This is a genomic window from Aliiroseovarius sediminilitoris (assembly GCF_900109955.1).
Lineage (GTDB): Bacteria > Pseudomonadota > Alphaproteobacteria > Rhodobacterales > Rhodobacteraceae > Aliiroseovarius > Aliiroseovarius sediminilitoris.
This window is the reverse complement of the sequence record NZ_FOJB01000001.1, coordinates 2480733-2496253: the sequence shown is the minus strand read 5'-3', so window position 1 is coordinate 2496253 and position 15521 is coordinate 2480733. Positions and strand designations below refer to the sequence as shown.

General features: G+C 59.8%; 16 protein-coding genes. 8 read left to right on the top strand and 8 right to left on the bottom strand.

Annotation, left to right across the window (positions count from 1 at the left end):
- Positions 1 to 50: 50 nt before the first annotated feature.
- The 3 genes from mprF to corA form a co-directional block, all read right to left on the bottom strand.
- Positions 51 to 2651, bottom strand: coding sequence for a bifunctional lysylphosphatidylglycerol flippase/synthetase MprF (gene mprF, locus BMY55_RS12320; protein ID WP_091431014.1), 2601 nt, complete (start codon positions 2649 to 2651; stop codon positions 51 to 53).
- 134 nt (positions 2652 to 2785) lie between these two features.
- Entirely contained in the window at positions 2786 to 3919 is a 1134-nt protein-coding gene (locus BMY55_RS12315; RefSeq protein ID WP_091431012.1) for a S1C family serine protease, read from the bottom strand.
- A 94-nt stretch (positions 3920 to 4013) separates the two neighbouring features.
- Complete coding sequence (gene corA / locus BMY55_RS12310) at positions 4014 to 5141, bottom strand: magnesium/cobalt transporter CorA (protein WP_091431010.1); 1128 nt, start codon at positions 5139 to 5141, stop codon at positions 4014 to 4016.
- An 83-nt stretch (positions 5142 to 5224) separates the two neighbouring features.
- Here corA and BMY55_RS12305 point away from each other — a divergent pair, with 83 nt between their 5' ends.
- Positions 5225 to 6097 (top strand): mechanosensitive ion channel family protein, encoded by an 873-nt coding sequence (locus BMY55_RS12305; protein WP_245744736.1) that lies wholly within the window; start codon positions 5225 to 5227, stop codon positions 6095 to 6097.
- Here the strand turns inward: BMY55_RS12305 and BMY55_RS12300 are convergent.
- Positions 6047 to 6376 (bottom strand): YidH family protein, encoded by a 330-nt coding sequence (locus BMY55_RS12300; protein ID WP_091431007.1) that lies wholly within the window; start codon positions 6374 to 6376, stop codon positions 6047 to 6049. The two genes, BMY55_RS12305 and BMY55_RS12300, sit on opposite strands and share 51 nt — an antisense overlap.
- Positions 6377 to 6646: 270 nt before the next feature.
- Here BMY55_RS12300 and BMY55_RS12295 point away from each other — a divergent pair, with 270 nt between their 5' ends.
- From BMY55_RS12295 to BMY55_RS12265, 7 genes are all read left to right on the top strand, one after another.
- Entirely contained in the window at positions 6647 to 7354 is a 708-nt protein-coding gene (locus tag BMY55_RS12295) for a DUF502 domain-containing protein (protein WP_091431006.1), read from the top strand.
- Positions 7354 to 7977, top strand: a complete 624-nt coding sequence (locus tag BMY55_RS12290; protein ID WP_091431004.1) for a DedA family protein — start codon at positions 7354 to 7356, stop codon at positions 7975 to 7977. Before BMY55_RS12295 ends, BMY55_RS12290 begins: the two co-directional genes overlap by 1 nt.
- 67 nt (positions 7978 to 8044) lie before the next feature.
- Positions 8045 to 8263: a hypothetical protein gene (locus tag BMY55_RS12285; protein ID WP_091431002.1), complete on the top strand. Its 219-nt coding sequence runs from the start codon at positions 8045 to 8047 to the stop codon at positions 8261 to 8263.
- Positions 8264 to 8438: 175 nt separating this feature from the next.
- Positions 8439 to 8846, top strand: coding sequence for a hypothetical protein (locus BMY55_RS12280; protein WP_091431001.1), 408 nt, complete (start codon positions 8439 to 8441; stop codon positions 8844 to 8846).
- A gap of 75 nt (positions 8847 to 8921) precedes the next feature.
- Positions 8922 to 9593, top strand: a complete 672-nt coding sequence (locus BMY55_RS12275; RefSeq protein WP_091432509.1) for a winged helix-turn-helix domain-containing protein — start codon at positions 8922 to 8924, stop codon at positions 9591 to 9593.
- A gap of 3 nt (positions 9594 to 9596) precedes the next feature.
- The gene (locus tag BMY55_RS12270; protein WP_091430999.1) at positions 9597 to 10967 is read left to right on the top strand and encodes a sensor histidine kinase; all 1371 of its coding nucleotides are present in this window, start codon (positions 9597 to 9599) and stop codon (positions 10965 to 10967) included.
- Positions 10954 to 11646: a VIT1/CCC1 transporter family protein gene (locus tag BMY55_RS12265; RefSeq protein ID WP_091430998.1), complete on the top strand. Its 693-nt coding sequence runs from the start codon at positions 10954 to 10956 to the stop codon at positions 11644 to 11646. Before BMY55_RS12270 ends, BMY55_RS12265 begins: the two co-directional genes overlap by 14 nt.
- 326 nt (positions 11647 to 11972) lie before the next feature.
- Here BMY55_RS12265 and BMY55_RS12260 read toward each other — a convergent pair whose 3' ends face one another.
- The 4 genes from BMY55_RS12260 to BMY55_RS12245 all read right to left on the bottom strand — a co-directional run bounded on the left by BMY55_RS12260 (position 11973) and on the right by BMY55_RS12245 (position 15304).
- Positions 11973 to 12479: a DoxX family membrane protein gene (locus BMY55_RS12260; protein WP_091430996.1), complete on the bottom strand. Its 507-nt coding sequence runs from the start codon at positions 12477 to 12479 to the stop codon at positions 11973 to 11975.
- A gap of 35 nt (positions 12480 to 12514) precedes the next feature.
- A complete protein-coding gene (locus tag BMY55_RS12255; protein WP_091430995.1) occupies positions 12515 to 13297 on the bottom strand; it encodes a 3-hydroxybutyrate dehydrogenase in 783 nt (260 codons plus the stop codon).
- Positions 13298 to 13356: 59 nt separating this feature from the next.
- A complete protein-coding gene (locus tag BMY55_RS12250; protein ID WP_245744735.1) occupies positions 13357 to 14121 on the bottom strand; it encodes an acetoacetate decarboxylase in 765 nt (254 codons plus the stop codon).
- Positions 14122 to 14206: 85 nt separating this feature from the next.
- Complete coding sequence (locus tag BMY55_RS12245) at positions 14207 to 15304, bottom strand: DUF3734 domain-containing protein (RefSeq protein WP_091430993.1); 1098 nt, start codon at positions 15302 to 15304, stop codon at positions 14207 to 14209.
- Positions 15305 to 15521: the final 217 nt, after the last annotated feature.

The following is a 15521-nucleotide window of genomic DNA, read 5'->3' as shown; positions in this document are numbered from 1 at the left end:
GCTGAACATCGGGCTTCTTGAATGATATGGCTCGGCTTGGGCGAACCTTCTCAGCCCGTCGCCACAGCCTTGCGCATGCCGCCAGCAATCAGCGCCGCCGCGTCTGTCGCGATCAGCAGGATATTTGCCCGCGGCGGGGCGACCAGAAAACGCGGTTCCCATACGGGATCGAACTTGTCCTTGAAGTTCCGCAACCCGTCGAAATTGTAGAAATGCCCACCGTGACGATAGACAAGGGCGCCAAGTTTCATCGTCCAGCGACTGCCGCGCCGGGTCTCGAGCCCGGCAAGCGGTGCCATTCCAAGGCTGAAATCAGCGAACCCCTCCGTCTTTAGATGCAGCATCAATTCCGTGAAAAGATAGTCCATCAGGCCAGCCGGCGCATCGTCGACGTGCCGCATCAGGTCTATGGTCGCGGTCTTCCTCGCCTCGGTCGTCAGGACATTGGCAAAGGCGACGATGCGCGTGTCATGGCGCACGATAGCGATGGGAAACCGACGCAAATAGTCGGGATCGAAACGACCGACGGAGAACTGTTTTTCCGAGGCGTGTTTGTCTGCAAGCCATTGATCCGAGATCTTGCGCAGCACATCCATTGTCGGGTCGTCGACCGGGGCGTTCAGCATCTCAAAGCTGAGCCCGTCGCGGCCAGCGCGATTGTAGGCCGTGCGCAGCTTCTTGCGATGACTGCCTTCGAGCGAGAAATCAGGCAACGGAACCACGGCCTCTTCGCCCATCTTGTGCATGGCCAGGCCCATCTCGGCCCAAAGCGCCAGGTTATCTGCCGCGACTTCGTAGAACACGGGCCGGGCATTGGCGGCATTGGCGGCATCGACGAACTCCCATGCGAGCTGGGCCGCCTCGTCCGGATCACCCACAGGATCGCCAAGCGCGATCCAGGACCGCCCTTGAACCCGATACATCAGAAAAGACCGGCCACTGTCGGAAAACAGCAATGACTTGTCCCCGGTCAGCGCAAAGTTCGCATCCGGATTGGCCTGCGTTGCAATGATTGCACGGGCCTGCGCCAATTCCTCGGACGTCGCCAGTTCGGCCACAACCCGTGGCGGGCGCAGGGCCGTCACCAGCGCGAACAAGCCGATGAGCAGAGCCCCGACCAGACCGGCGCGTGTGGCCCGCGGCGCGGATTGGTCGGCGGCGAATTGCCACCACAATTCATTGCTGTAGGGCGTGGCCTTGTGGGCAAAGAAATAGACGCCAATGCCCGCGATGACGATCGACGCCAACAGCAGGACCCATCGAAGTGACAGGGGGTTTCGCGTCAACCGCGCGCTGCGGTAGAATTCGCGTCGACATGGCAGCAGGACGAGAACCATCAGCAACAGAACGATGGCTCGCTCATAATCCAGTCCCTGCAACAGCGATGCCACAACCCCGGCGGCGAGCGCCCCGACGGCAAGCCACCATGCACCTTCGACGCGCCGCAACATGCCATGGGCAATGATCAACAAGGCCGCACCGATGGCGCTGGAAAGCAGTGCGCCACCTTCCACGAAGCCCAGGGGAAGGAGCAGTTCCATTTCCTCGGCAATGTCGCTGGAAGCGGGAATGACCGCCGAAAGCAGCATAAAGACCCCGGAGGCGAAGATCATTGCCGACATGGCCAGCGGCACGACGGAGCTGACCGCGCCGAAGACCGGAGCGAGGGCCTGCATCCGGGGCGACTGGACCTTGGTGCTGGCCATCCGCAATTCGCTGAGCGCCAGAAGCACAAGAGCGAGCGCGAAAGGCACAAGATAGTAGATCAGCCGGTAGAGCAGCAAGCCGGCAGCGGCCTGATCGACTGGGACCGAGGCGGGCAGGGCGGCGATGATGATCGTCTCGAATACCCCGACCCCGCCTGGCACATGACTGGCGACGCCTGCAAAGATCGCAGCGGCAAAGACCGCCAGGAAGGTGGCGAATCCCATGTCGTTGGGCGGCAGCAAAAGATAGAGAACGGTCGCCGCCATCAGGATGTCGATGGCGGTGAACAGCAACTGCCCGCTGAGCAAGCCGAGCGAGGGTGTCCGGAAACTGTGGCCGCGCAGGGTGATTTCGGATTTCCGCAGGGCGAGGGCCGCGAGGAAACCCAGAGAGAGGACCAGCGCGACAATTCCGATCCATCGCAGGATTTGTGGGCTGATGGAGGTCAGCGATTGAAGGGCATAGGGATGATAGGCCAGCGCGCCGAACCCGACGATGGTCGCCCCGAGCCCGAAGGCAAGGGACCCGAATATGGCGATCGCGGCGATGTCGTAGGCGGTCAGTCCCAGGGACGAATAGATGCGATAGCGCACAGCGCCGCCAGTGACCGGACCCGCGCCGATGGTGTTGCCAAGTGCATAGCCCAGAAACCCGCCTGTCATGATGACCGGGAACGGAAGCTTCTTGCCGAGATATCGCAGGGCGGACCAGTCATATCCGATCAGCGCGGCGTAGCCTGCGAACATTGCCAGCAACGACAGGGCGATGATGTGCCAGGGCGTGCCGCGGACCTGATCCATGACGTCCCGGAAATTCACCGGTTTCAGCAACTGATACAGCGCAAAAGCCCCAAGCGCGAATAATCCGGCCGTCAGAAGATAGGGGGCGACCGGCTTGATCCGCGCCCAAATGCCGGCAGGTGGTGAAGTATCGGAAATCGTCACGTTGGCCCCTCGAATCGCGTCTTGTTATCAGTGTGTAACCCGCCCCGGCGCAAATGGCACCAGGGCGGGTGGTCTGCCGTGAGTGGCGACCTCCGCTGCACCCCGAGGACACTGGAGGCGCAGCGAAGCTTCTGTCAGGCGTCCTGCGCGGTCGCGCGATTCGCCAGGGTGACATCCAGCGTCAGGCGTTCGCCTTTCCGCAGAACCTGGACCTTCGAAAGCGTGTCGGGTGCAGTGCCGGCAACCGCGCGAGTCAGATCGCGGGCTTCGTCGATCTGTGCACCATCGAAGCTGAGGATGATGTCGCCGGATTGCAAACCCGCCCTTTGCGCCGGAGTGCCGTCCATGACCTTTTCGATCATGGTGCCCTGTCCTGCCTGAAGACCGAGAGCCGAGGCAACTTCCTCGCTCACCGGCTTGATCTGGACGCCCAGCCAGCCGCGGTCGATCTGGCCGTCATCCTGCAGGTCTGCGACGATCTTTGAGACCAGGTCGGAGGGGACGGCGAAACCGACCCCGGCGCTGGCACCATTGGGCGAGAAGATCGCGGTGTTGACACCGATCACCTCGCCGCGGTCGTTGAAGAGCGGCCCGCCAGAGTTGCCCCGGTTGATGGCCGCGTCGGTCTGGATGAATTCGTCGAACGGTCCGGCATTGATGTTGCGGTCCTTGGCCGAAACGATACCGGTCGTGACCGTGCCGCCCAGGCCAAAGGGATTGCCCATAGCGATGACCTCATCTCCGACGCGCATTGTCTTGGACGACCCGAACGAAACGGTTGGAAGGTCGGACCCTTCGATGTCGAGCAAGGCGATGTCGGTCAGCGGGTCGGTTCCGACGACAGTCGCAACATGTTCCGAACCATCGGCAAACTTGACTGTTACGGATGTTGCGCCGTCAATCACGTGATTGTTGGTGACGATCAGACCATCGGACGAAATGATGAAGCCCGACCCCACGCCCTGACGGTCGGGCATGTTCGGTATTTGAGGCATTTGCGGCATGTTGTCACCGAACCGCCGCTGGAATTCCTTGAAGAACTCCTCGTTGGGCATTCCGCCGTCTGCGGCGGCAGGTGTGGCCGTCTGGGTGACTTCGACCAGAACAACCGCCGGACTGAATTGTTCGATCAGGTCGGCATAGCCGCCTGCGGGAACCGCAAGTGCGGTGGAAGGCGCCAGTGAGACGAGACCAGTCGATGCGATGGTCGCCGCAAGCAGTGCTGCCGTCAGCCTGGTGCGCCGTTTGGGTGATCGTGGATGTGTCATGAGGAAAGCTCCGTATCATGCGTTACGGAGCAAATGTCGGGTCGGCAGATAAAATTGGCTTCGCGGCGACTATACAGATTTGTAACGTCACTTTTCAGTCATCGGCTCGTGACCGCCGTTTCTTGCCGAATATCCAGCCCAGCCGCCAGAAGACGAACAGCATCGTGGAGGCCGAGACAACCATCAGGCCAATCGCATAGAGATAGCCGAACCGCCAGCCGAGTTCCGGCAGGTTGTAGGGCGAAGCCCGGTCGAAATTCATGCCATAGAGGCCCGCGATAAAGGTCATTGGGATGAAGATCGTGGCGATCATGGTCAGCATCTTCATCACCTCGTTCATGCGGTTGGAAAGCGACGACAGTTGCAGGTCCACAAGCCCCTGCGCCGTTTCGCGATAGACCTCGACCATGTCGAGCAACTGAAAGGCATGATCCGAACAATCCCTGAGGAAGGGGAGCACTGGCTCGTCGATCTGCGGTGTGTCGTCCCGTTGCAGCGCCGCCAGCGCCTCGCGCATCGGCCAGAGCGCGTGCCGTATGTCCAGAAGCTCGCGTTTCAGCAGATGGATATCGCGCATGGCGTCGTCGCCAGGCGACGCGAGGATCCGCTGTTCCAGCCCTTCGACCAGATCGCCGTAGCGTTCCAGGATCGGAAAATAGGTGTCCACGATGGCGTCGATCAGGGCATAGAACAGATAGCCGCTAGAGGTGCGGATGCGTCCGGTGCCGCCCGCAAGCCGCTTGCGGACACTGCCCAAACAGTCGCGGGGGCCTTCACGGATCGTCAGAACGAAGCCGGCGCCAAGGACCAGCGTGATCTGGTCCGCCTCAAACGGCGGCCCGGCGACCGGCATCCGCAGCACAGTCAGGACCAGATCGCCGTCGCTATCGGTGTGGGCTCTTTGATCGACATGGAACAGGTCGGCAATGGCAAGGTCGCTCAGACCACAGGAAGCCGCGACTTCCGCGATCCGCGCGTGATCCCGCAGCCCGCAGATGTCGATCCACAGCAACCGGTCGTCACCCGGTGCGGGTTCGGACGCCTCGACGCTATAGCCATCCGTCCCGTAGCTGTGCCACGCAACAGTGGTCTCGGCCGCATCCCCGGGCGGCTCGATAGCCACCGGAGAGGTCCCGATTCCAAACGATCGCCGTGTATTTCTGCGGTCCTGAACGTCGCGAAGCGCGCTGAACAGTTTGTTCCTGTGGATGGGTGTTTTCATTTCACCAGTGTTTTCAAAAGCCTGTGTTTGGTCAATAGTGCAGGTGGAGGCGCCGCATGAATTGGCAGACGTTGCAGTCCTGGATGGCGAAGATTCAACCTGATACCTGGTCCGGGGCGTTGATCCTTGCGGTCCTGTTCTGGGTCGGCGGGCTGATTTTGTCGTGGATTCTGCGCCGGGCGATCCGGTTGGTCATGGAACGTGACCGGGACCAGCGGATCGACCGCATGGCCGCGTCATTTCTGTCAAAGGTGGCAAGTGTGTTCGTCTGGGTCGTGATCCTGATGTTCTATGCGCATATGATTCCGGCGCTGGATCGCCTCAGCACAGCGCTTCTGGCCAGCGTATCGGTCGCCTCCATTGTCATCGGCCTCGCTGCACAATCCACGCTTGCCAATTTCGTGGCCGGGCTAAGCCTGATCTTCTACCGGCCGTTCAGACTTGGCGACCGGATCCAGATCAATGCGCCGACGGGGTTGGAAACAGGAATCGTCGAGGATGTTTCGCTGGGCTATACCGTGTTGCAGACGTTCGACAACCGGCGCGTGATCATTTCCAACTCGGTGATTTCCAACACGGTCATGGTCAACCTGACAGCGGTGCATCCGCGCGTGATGGCGATTGTGCCGTTCTCGATCAGCTATGACGCGGATATCGACAGGGCGCGAGCCATCGCCCTGGAACTGGCCGAGGCGCATGCGGACATCGAGGAGGTCGTCGGCTGCCCGGTTCTGCTGCTCAATACATCCAGCGTCGATCTGAGTTTGCGGGTCTGGTGTGCTGATCCCGCGATTGCGGCCACCGTGAAGTACGACCTCACCGAAGCCATCAAGAAACGCTTCGACGCTGAGGGGATCGAAATTCCCTTCGCCTATCAGAACGTCATCGTGAAATCGCTTCCTGCGCTAGCCGGTTCTGACAAGGCCCAGAAGAAAGACAAAGACGGTCAGCAATAGAAGCGCCAGCATGGCGGCAAATAGAACCTCGATGCGACCGAATGAGGTGCGATCCAGATGTTCCTGCGTGATCTGCTTGCGGATCACCAGAAACCGCAGAGAGGCGAGAAGAACAAGCGCGGCGCTCAGAACAACCAGTGAAAGACCGGCCCAGGTATTGCTTGGTGTAGAGGGGAGCTTTTCGATCAGTATGCCGAAACCGGCAATGGCGATGGCCGTTCGGATCCACGACAAATAGGTGCGCTCGTTCGAGGCATGGTCTTGAAATTTGTCGATCATCTCTCGGTTCCCGTCGGATTTCCTTGCTGCTCGTCTTTATCATACACCGAATTAACCGGCGCGAAATGCCGCCGCGAGACGCAGAGCCAACGTCTGTCACTGGCAATACAATGGGCCGATCCTGAATGACGGCAAATAACAGCCCGCATAATGGCTTCGATGCGGGTGGTATCGACCGCCATCCGCCTTTAGGGTTCCATCAAGAGAGCAAGGCGGCTCAATCGTGGGGGATATTTAGGTAGGCGCCAGGATGAGGAACAGGCAAAAGATATGAATCCATTAGGCTACGTTTGGCAAAAAGGCATCGCGAGCGCGTTTCTGACGGGCCTTTTCGTCTTGCTTCCGGTTATCCTGACCTTTCTCATCATCGAGTGGATCGTGGCAAAGCTGCGCGGCGCGCTGGGTCCGGGCAGTGTTTTGGGAGATATTCTGACATCCGGAGGATCGAGCCTGATCGGGCCCGGCCACCAGACAATCGCCTTCTGGCTTGGCCTTGCCATCGCGCTTGTGGGTGTCTGGGCGCTCGGCGTTCTGGTCAAGGCACAGGCGAAACGCCAGCTTGACACGTGGATCGACGCGCTGTTTTCGCGGGTCCCTCTGGTGCGCTCGATCTACAAGCCCGTCAGCCAGGTGGTGCGCATGCTGAACGCGGACAACAAGGACGAGTTCAAGAGCATGTCGGTGGTTATGTGCCGCTTTGGTGGTGAAGAAGGGGCAGAGGTGCTGGCGCTTCTGACCACGCGCGAGGTGTATGTTGTCGAGGGCAAGCGGCGGCAGCTGGTCTATTTGCCGACGTCACCGGTGCCGATGTCGGGCGGTCTGGTATTCGTGGCCGAGGACGCGGTGAGCCCTGTCCCCGGAATGGACGCCGATGATCTGATGAAAATCTATTTCTCGCTCGGGGCGCTGATGCCCGAGGACGGAGATGGGGGACTGCCGCGCGCGGAGCGTAGTAACATTGCGGATGCGAGTACCTGATGCTGTGGATCAAGGATCATCTTCTCACGCTTGTCGAGCAATATGGGGTCATCGCGCTATTCCTCTCGATCACTTTGGAAACACTGGGGCTTCCCTTGCCGGGGGAAAGCGCGTTGATCGCGTCTTCGGCCGCTGCGGGTGCAGGCAAACTCAATATTTGGCACGTCGTGATCGCGGCCTATGTCGCAGCGGTGCTCGGCGACAATATCGGCTATCTGATCGGCCGCAGATACGGCAAGGCCGTCATTCTTCGCTATGGCGGTCGCATCGGGATTACACATGAAAAATATGTAGAGGCCGAAGCAGTGACCGCGAAATACGGGCCGCTCATGGTCATCGCAGCACGCTTTGTGCCGCTCTTGCGGCAAATCAACGGGCTTGTTGCTGGATCGACCGAAATGCACTGGGCGACGTTTCTTGGGGCCAACCTGTTCGGTGCGGCGCTTTGGGTCGGGGGGTGGGCCACCCTGGCCTATCGTTTGGGGCACGATGTCTCTGTTTTGCCATGGTTCTGGAACCATCTTGCACTTGTCGCGATGGTGGTCATCCCCGCACTGCTGATTGGCATTGCACTGCTCTACTGGCGTTTGCGTCGAAAAAAGGGCGACATTACACCGATGTAACGTGGCGGTCAGGCAATCACGCAATCGGCGACATACTTCCTTTTCACAAGGAACAAGGAGACTTAGTATGGAACGGATCAAATCTTTTGTCGGCAGCGCCCTGATCACCCTGATCGTATTTGCTGGCTTCGGCTTCGGCATCATGGCCGTCGGCTTTGCCATTGTGCTGGGCGCGGCCTTAGCACTGACCTTGCGGCTTGCAGGCCCGAGCTTGATCAAAGAGGCAGAAAAGCGCGCCGAAGAGATGCGTGAGGAAGCCGAAGGTGTCGAACCGGCAGCGGCCTGAACCAATAACTGTAAGAATTGGAAAACGGCAGGCAGCGCCTGCCGTTTTCGCGTTTCGCCACCCGTTCAGGAGAATAACAAACATGTAATCTGACCGTCAGGCAATCGCGATCAGACACTTCTATATCAATCTCATCGGACGGGATGATCCCGGCCAGAACCAAGGAGATTACAATATGAAACGCAACAAGATTGCACTCACCGCAACCTCTGGCCTTGTTGGCCTGTCGGTTTTCGCCGGTTCCATGGCTTTTGCTTCAAGCGATTCTACCGCAAAATCAGCGGAAGAGTTGCAGCAGTTCCTGACTGCCAACCCCGAGGTCGCCGCCGTTGTTGCTGGCGTCGAAACCAACACTGGCGGCAAGGTCGTTGGCGCTGAGTTTGACGATGAAGCCACCGGCAATGGGATCGTGGAGTTCGAGGTCATGATGGCCGACGGCACCGAGCAGGATATGCTCTATACGCTCGCCGACGGGTCGATGACAGTCGAAGCCGATGAAGACGGTGACGACGGTGACGACGGTGACGACGACGATAACGAAGCCGATGAGGATGGAGAAAACGAAGCCGACGACGACAAGTAAGTCGCACAGATCTGAAATCCATGGCAAAAGACTGGTGGCCCCTTCCGGGGTCATCAGCACGAGATGGAGCAAGTGATGAAAATCCTGGTGATCGAGGACGACAAGACGACCGGCGCCTATATTGCCGATGGGCTGCGTGAAGAGGGCCATGTTGTCGATCTGATCGAAAACGGCCGCGATGCGCTGTTGCAGGCCAGTGCCACCGATTACGAAGTTCTGATCGTGGACCGCATGCTGCCCGGTCTCGACGGGATGGCGCTGGTCAAGACCCTGCGGGGGGCGAAGAACCAGACGCCTGTGCTGTTTCTGACCTCGCTGGGCGGGGTCGATGACCGGATCGAGGGGCTGAACGCCGGTGGTGATGACTACCTTGTGAAACCCTTCGCCTTCGGCGAGCTGTCGGCCCGCGTTGCAGCACTTGCCCGGCGTCCGCGTGCGACACAGGAAGAAACGGTTTTGCGCGCCGGCGATCTGGAAATGGATCTTGTGCGACGTAAGGTGACGCGCGCGGGACAGGTCATAGATCTGTTGCCAAGAGAATTTGCGCTGTTGGAGCATCTGTTGCGGCGCAAGGGCAGGGTGCAGACCCGCACCATGCTGCTGGAGGCGGTCTGGGACATCAGTTTCGATCCGCAGACCAATGTGGTCGAGACCCATATCAGCCGCCTGCGGGCGAAGGTTGACAAGCCGTTCGACACCGAATTGATCGAAACCGTGCGCGGGTCCGGCTATCGGATCGAGGCCTGATCCGTGACCAAGGCGCGCCGCATATGGACGTCCACGCCCCTGCGCCAGTCGCTGGCGATGGCGGCGCTGTTCGCGCTGGTCAGCCTCGTCAGCCTGGCGGCGACCTATGTGATCGTGCGCGACAACACCGAACAATCGCTTCGCGCCACCCTTGAACAGGAGATGGCGAGTTTCAGGGCATTGCCGAATACCGCCGCGGTCGTTGCCTTCGTGCGCTCTCAATCTGAAACGGCCTCGCCCGAAGATCGCATACTCAGTTTCGTGTTGCCCGGCGGGCTGCTTGTCGGAAACGGGGCGCTGGTCTCGCAAGGTGATGGGTTTGCCGCCGTGTCCCTCAACGGTGAGTTCGAAGACCTCGAAGGTGATTATTTTGCTTTGGGTGGGCCGATACATGGCGGTCAAATGACCATTGCGCGCAGCGCCGAGCCTTTGCATGACATCCAGGAAGCCTTCCTGTCGGTATTCCTGTTCAGCCTGATCCCGACCACTTTGATTGTCGTGGGCGGCGGCGTTCTGCTGGCCCGGCGCTCTGTGAAACGCCTCGACCGCATCGACGCGACGCTGGATCGGCTGACAACAGGCGACTATGCCGCGCGCGTTTCGCAAATGGATGGCAGGGCGGACGACCTCACCCGCATAGGCACACGTATCGACAAGATGGCCGCCGCACAGGAACAGCAGATCTCGGCCCTAAAACAGGTATCTGCCGACATTGCCCATGATCTGAAGACACCGATCCAGCGGGTGTCCGTCTTGCTGAGCCAGTTGCGCGACAAGACCAGTCTGGACAAGAACGTCGCGGATCTCGTGGACCGGGCAAATGACGAAACCGACGGAATCGTGAAAACCTTTCAATCGCTTTTGCAAATCGCTCAGATCGAGGGCGGCTCGCCCAGAAGGCATTTTGAGAAAGTGGATATCGCCGCCTTGGCCCAGACCTTTTGCGAGGTGTATGAACCGATCGCCGAGGAGACCGGTCACGACCTGAGAAGTGACATACCGGATGGGTCGGTCTTCGTCGCTGGGAACAAATCCCTGCTGGGCCAAGTGTTTGCCAATTTGATCGAGAACGCGCTGCGCCACACGCCGGAAGGCGCGTCGATTTCGGTTGGCATCGTTTCGGACGACGGAACAATTCGCCTTGCCGTCAGTGACACGGGGCCAGGCATCCCTGAAGACGAACGTGAAAATGTCCTGCGCCGTCTCTACCGGCTCGAACGCAGCCGCACGACGCCGGGAAACGGATTGGGGTTGAGCCTGGTCGCCGCGATCGTCGATATGCATGAGGGAGAATTGCAGCTTGTGGATAATGATCCGGGGCTGAAGGTCGTGATCACGCTCCAAAAAGCAGAGGTGGCAGATGCTCGCGCATAAAGATGAACATTTCAGTGGACGCTCGGGCTGGCTGCGTGCCGCGGTCCTCGGGGCCAATGACGGGCTGTTATCGACCGCCAGCATCATCGTCGGGGTGGCCGCGGCTTCAAGCGCGACGGGGCCGGTTCTGGTCGCGGGCCTTGCCGGTCTTGTCGCAGGCGCGCTGTCCATGGCCGCTGGAGAGTACGTGTCCGTCAGTTCACAGGCCGACAGTGAAAGCGCCGATCTTGCGCGCGAAGCGAGGGAGTTGACGCGAAACGCCGATAGCGAGTTTGAGGAGTTGGTGGGCATCCTGAGAACGCGCGGGATGTCCGAAGCAACAGCCAGACAGGCCGCGTTGGAGATGTCCGAACACGATGCGCTTGGCACCCATGCCCGAGAAGAAATCGGCTTGAGCGACGCCCTGGCGGCCCGGCCGCTTGAGGCCGCCGCCGCGTCGGCCATCGCCTTCCTTGTAGGTGGCATCCCCCCATTGATCGTAGCAGCCGTTACGCCGTTTTCTGGTCTGGCCATCGCGGTCTCTGTCGTGGCCCTGGTCATGCTGTTGGCGCTTGGTGCGGCGGGGGCGAAACTGGGCGGAGCACCCATCGGACGCGCCGCATTTCGGGTGGCGTTCTGGGGTGTGATCGCCATGGCCGTGACATATGGGATCGGCGCGTTGTTCGGAACCCGACTTTAGGACGTCACAGCGCTTATCGGTCGCAAGTCGTGAACTCGTCCATCAGGCTTGGGTTCTGACTAAGGTATCACTGCGAGGTCGTCGAACCCGGCAACGAAATCTGGCACTTCAACACTAGGGCGCAACGCCCGGCAGCAACCACGCTGGCCCGGTGCCGCTGCGTTAGATGGAGACTACGCAGCCCCGGACCAGCTCGTCGCCAGGGGGGGGCAAATTTGCACGCAGACAGGGGTCAGAACCCGCGCGCCAGACTGAATGGTGCCTTGCGGCATATTCCCGTCGCCCCTTCAGGCAAGTGAGATTCCGTTGGTGGATGCTGTCGGGGTTCACGTCACCCGACCGGAAGCCAGGAATGCCAGAGGGCCGAACCGCTCGCCGAGGCGTCGATCCAACCCCAAATAGAGTCCGGCACGCGTTTGCCAAAGCAGTGCGAATACGAAGATGTAGATCACTGCCGCGCCGATATCGGTTGACCCAGCGACATAGGGGCCGCCGAACCCTTCGGCAGTTGACCAGATAACAAACGCCAGAACCGATCCGCACAGATAGGCGAGGTTGGACAAGAAGCCAAAAATCAGGGCGAACGCCAGTGCTGTTTCCGCGAGTGCCACGAAATACGCAAAAGCAACCGGGTTCACATTCACAACGTCTATCCAGAAATTTATCCAAACCTTCACCAATGCCGGCTGACCTGTCAACGCGCCACTAAGATAGCTGGACATGTCATTGATGAAACCTGGCCGCCATTTGAACTGAGCGTCGATCAGCCAGATGACGCCGAACAAAATGCGAATAATGCCAATTCCCTTGGCGCGGGATTGTGAAACCAACACTTCTTTCTCCTACGAACTCAATTTCCGGCGGTCCCTCACTCCATAAACCAGCCGTGGCTGACGACCAGCGACTGACCCGTTAGCGCGTTGGATGGGAAGGCCGCGAAAACATGCGCCACTTCAGCGACGTCTTCGACTGTCGTGAATTCCCCGTCAACGGTGCCGCCCAGCATGACGCGCTTGATGACCTCGTCCTCGGAAATGCCCAGTTCGGCGGCCTGTTCGGGGATCTGCTTGTCCACCAGCGGGGTGCGCACGAAACCGGGGCAGATTACGTTGGCGCGTACGCCGTGCTTGGCCCCCTCTTTGGAAATGACCCTCGCCAGCCCCAGCAGGCCATGCTTTGCCGTGACATACGCGGACTTGAGCGGCGACGCTTCTTTCGAATGGACCGAGCCCATGAAGATGATCGCGCCAGAGCCTTGTCCATACATGTGCGGCAGACAGGCTTTCGAAGTCAGGAAAGCGCCGTCGAGGTGGATCGACAACAGTTTCTTCCAGTCGTCGAATGGAAAGTCCTGAAGCTCATGCACGATCTGAATACCGGCGTTCGACACCAGAACGTCCACGCTGCCCCAGGCGTCGATCACCTTGGCCACGCCCGCGTTCACGGCGGCTTCGTCGGTGACGTTCATCTCGACCCCCATGGCCGAACCGGGGCCCATCGCAGTCAGCCCGGCAGCGGTCTGTTCGGCATCCGAGAGCCGCAGGTCGGCAATGGCAACCTTGGCACCGCTCTTGACGTAACGTTTGGCGATGGTCGCTCCGATGCCGCGTGCGGCGCCGGTGATGATGCAGGATTTGTCTTGCAGGTTCATTTTTGGTTCCTTTTTCGCAGAGCTCTGTCGTTGAACTGATTCAGAATATGAACGAGGTGCTACTCCGACTTCCCAAGGTAGTCGTGAACCACCTTGCCAAGACCCAGCGTCAGGTCGGTCAGGATGTGGGTCGCAGACAGGACTTCGCGCACCGGCAGGTCGCTGAGCGGTGCAAGCGCATGATCGTGCAGTTCGAGCCCTGCGGGGCCTTCCCAGGCACCCTTGATGGTGACGTCTTCAAGGTAGTATTCGACCAGTTCGCAAATGCGCGGCCCGCAGCAATCGACATGCGGGATGATCTTGAGGAGCCAGCTGGGGGCGGCCAGCGCCTTGGCAACGCTGGTATGGTCGAGCGCGCGGTGCTTGTAGCCCATGGTGGCACTTGCGACCTGGACAGAACCGACATCAAGAGTTCCCACAAGCGTGTCTTTTTCCACCCGCATCCTGGGTTCCGCCAGTTTTTTGGGAAATCCCCAGATCTCGCGACCCCCGGCGATCGGGCTGTCGTCGTTGAGAAACATGGCATGGACGTAACCGCCTTTGCGGCCCTGATATTCCACCGGGATGACCTGTCCGGTTTCAGTATAGTCGCCAAAACCGGTGCTGTCGGGCATGCGGATGAATTCGTATTTCACGATCGGCTCGGTGACTTGCAAAGGTTCGGGCACAACCGCGCGCAGGGCTTCCATGTCCGTGCGGTAGGTCACGATGAAGAACTCGCGATTGACGAAGCGATAGGGGCCCTTGGGGTAGGAGGGGCTGGTCAGGGGCATCGCGAAGGCGTTTTTGACTACGTCGGCGGGGGTCATGGGCTGGTCATCCATATGTTGAAGGTTTGAATGGATTGGCAAATTTAAGGGCCGAGGGCAGGGGCCGCGACTGGGGCAGCACAGACAATCCGTTGCCGGTTCATGCGGAAAGGTCGAAGACATTCACGCGCTCTGGGGAGTCATGTCTTGCCCTCCAGTCCGGGTGGGACAGCGTGCGCTCGACATCCTTTCGACCGGCAGCCCAGTGATCCAGCATCGAACGCCGCGAAAATTCGTAGTCCTTCGATTGGTGCTCGTATTTCGTCTGGCGATAGATCAGGTGCGCAATCGTGACGCGCGGATCTGCATTTCCCGACGCCAGCGCCTTGGCGTCAGGATCATCCTTCAGTTCCAGTGGCAGCTTGTCGTAAAGACGTCGCGCCGCATCACGCGTTTGATGCATCCGGCGCATCATGTCGGTGTTGAACCGCGTCCGGCTTGAAAAACGGATGTCCTTTTCACGCGCTTCCGAGGTCCAGACCGAGGTCGGGACGGCACCGCGCGCCGAGAACAGATCCACCTGAAACACGCACAGGTCGTCTGCCGGCATCTGTTCGTCCAGCACGTATTGCAGCGGCGTGTTCGAAACAAGGCCGCCGTCCCAATAGTACGCTCCGTCAATCTCGATTGCGGGGAACCCCGGCGGCAGGGCACCTGAGGCCATGATATGTTCAGGGCGAATTTCCATCTCTGCGCTGTCGAACCAAGTCATGTTCCCGGTCTCGATATTCACCGCGCCGACGCTCAAGCGCACGGGCCCGTTGTTGAGCCGGTCGAAATCGACAAACTCAAGCAGGGTCTCGCGAAGAGGGCTGGTATCGTAGAAACTGCGCGCGCCGACGGAACCTCTTGGCAACATACCGGCCGGAGGGAATCGCAGTTTGAAGAAGCCGGGAACGCCTGTTATTGTCGTCCCCGCCGCGCTCATGTCATTGAGCCACCCACGCGACAGGACACCATCAAAGAACCCGACCGGAACGGCGGAAGACGACACCATTTCCCAGAAGTTTCTGAGGGCCGTCGTTCTGTTCCCTGGCGCATTTCCGGCGACCAGGGCCGAATTTATGGCACCGATCGAGATACCGGCAACCCAATCGATTGGATGGCCAGCGTCAGACAGCGCCTCGACCGCACCACCCTGATAGGCACCAAGCGCTCCGCCGCCCTGCAATACAATAACTGACGTTTCCGAATCCATTGCGTATCCAACCTCTTTTCGGCAACGATAGGCTCGGACGCCACAAGTGGCAAATTACAGAAAATCAATGATTTCGCCAGCAACTTGAGAACCCGGATCGGCAGCGTTGAACCTACCCGGAGAGAATGGAGGTCCGGCTTGCTTGAAAGTCATGTCGGCGAACATTCGTAGGTGATCGAAACCAACGCGCGTCTCGCCTGACGATAGCACGCCGATT

Excerpts from the sequence above, each read along its gene's own strand:
- BMY55_RS12315 (WP_091431012.1), bottom strand. The coding sequence starts at position 3,919 with ATGACACATCCACGATCACCCAAACGGCGCACCAGGCTGACGGCAGCA.
- corA (WP_091431010.1), bottom strand. The coding sequence starts at position 5,141 with ATGAAAACACCCATCCACAGGAACAAACTGTTCAGCGCGCTTCGCGAC.
- BMY55_RS12305 (WP_245744736.1), top strand. The coding sequence starts at position 5,225 with ATGGCGAAGATTCAACCTGATACCTGGTCCGGGGCGTTGATCCTTGCG.
- BMY55_RS12300 (WP_091431007.1), bottom strand. The coding sequence starts at position 6,376 with ATGATCGACAAATTTCAAGACCATGCCTCGAACGAGCGCACCTATTTG.
- BMY55_RS12295 (WP_091431006.1), top strand. The coding sequence starts at position 6,647 with ATGAATCCATTAGGCTACGTTTGGCAAAAAGGCATCGCGAGCGCGTTT.
- BMY55_RS12290 (WP_091431004.1), top strand. The coding sequence starts at position 7,354 with ATGCTGTGGATCAAGGATCATCTTCTCACGCTTGTCGAGCAATATGGG.
- BMY55_RS12285 (WP_091431002.1), top strand. The coding sequence starts at position 8,045 with ATGGAACGGATCAAATCTTTTGTCGGCAGCGCCCTGATCACCCTGATC.
- BMY55_RS12280 (WP_091431001.1), top strand. The coding sequence starts at position 8,439 with ATGAAACGCAACAAGATTGCACTCACCGCAACCTCTGGCCTTGTTGGC.
- BMY55_RS12275 (WP_091432509.1), top strand. The coding sequence starts at position 8,922 with ATGAAAATCCTGGTGATCGAGGACGACAAGACGACCGGCGCCTATATT.
- BMY55_RS12265 (WP_091430998.1), top strand. The coding sequence starts at position 10,954 with ATGCTCGCGCATAAAGATGAACATTTCAGTGGACGCTCGGGCTGGCTG.
- BMY55_RS12255 (WP_091430995.1), bottom strand. The coding sequence starts at position 13,297 with ATGAACCTGCAAGACAAATCCTGCATCATCACCGGCGCCGCACGCGGC.
- BMY55_RS12250 (WP_245744735.1), bottom strand. The coding sequence starts at position 14,121 with ATGGATGACCAGCCCATGACCCCCGCCGACGTAGTCAAAAACGCCTTC.
- BMY55_RS12245 (WP_091430993.1), bottom strand. The coding sequence starts at position 15,304 with ATGGATTCGGAAACGTCAGTTATTGTATTGCAGGGCGGCGGAGCGCTT.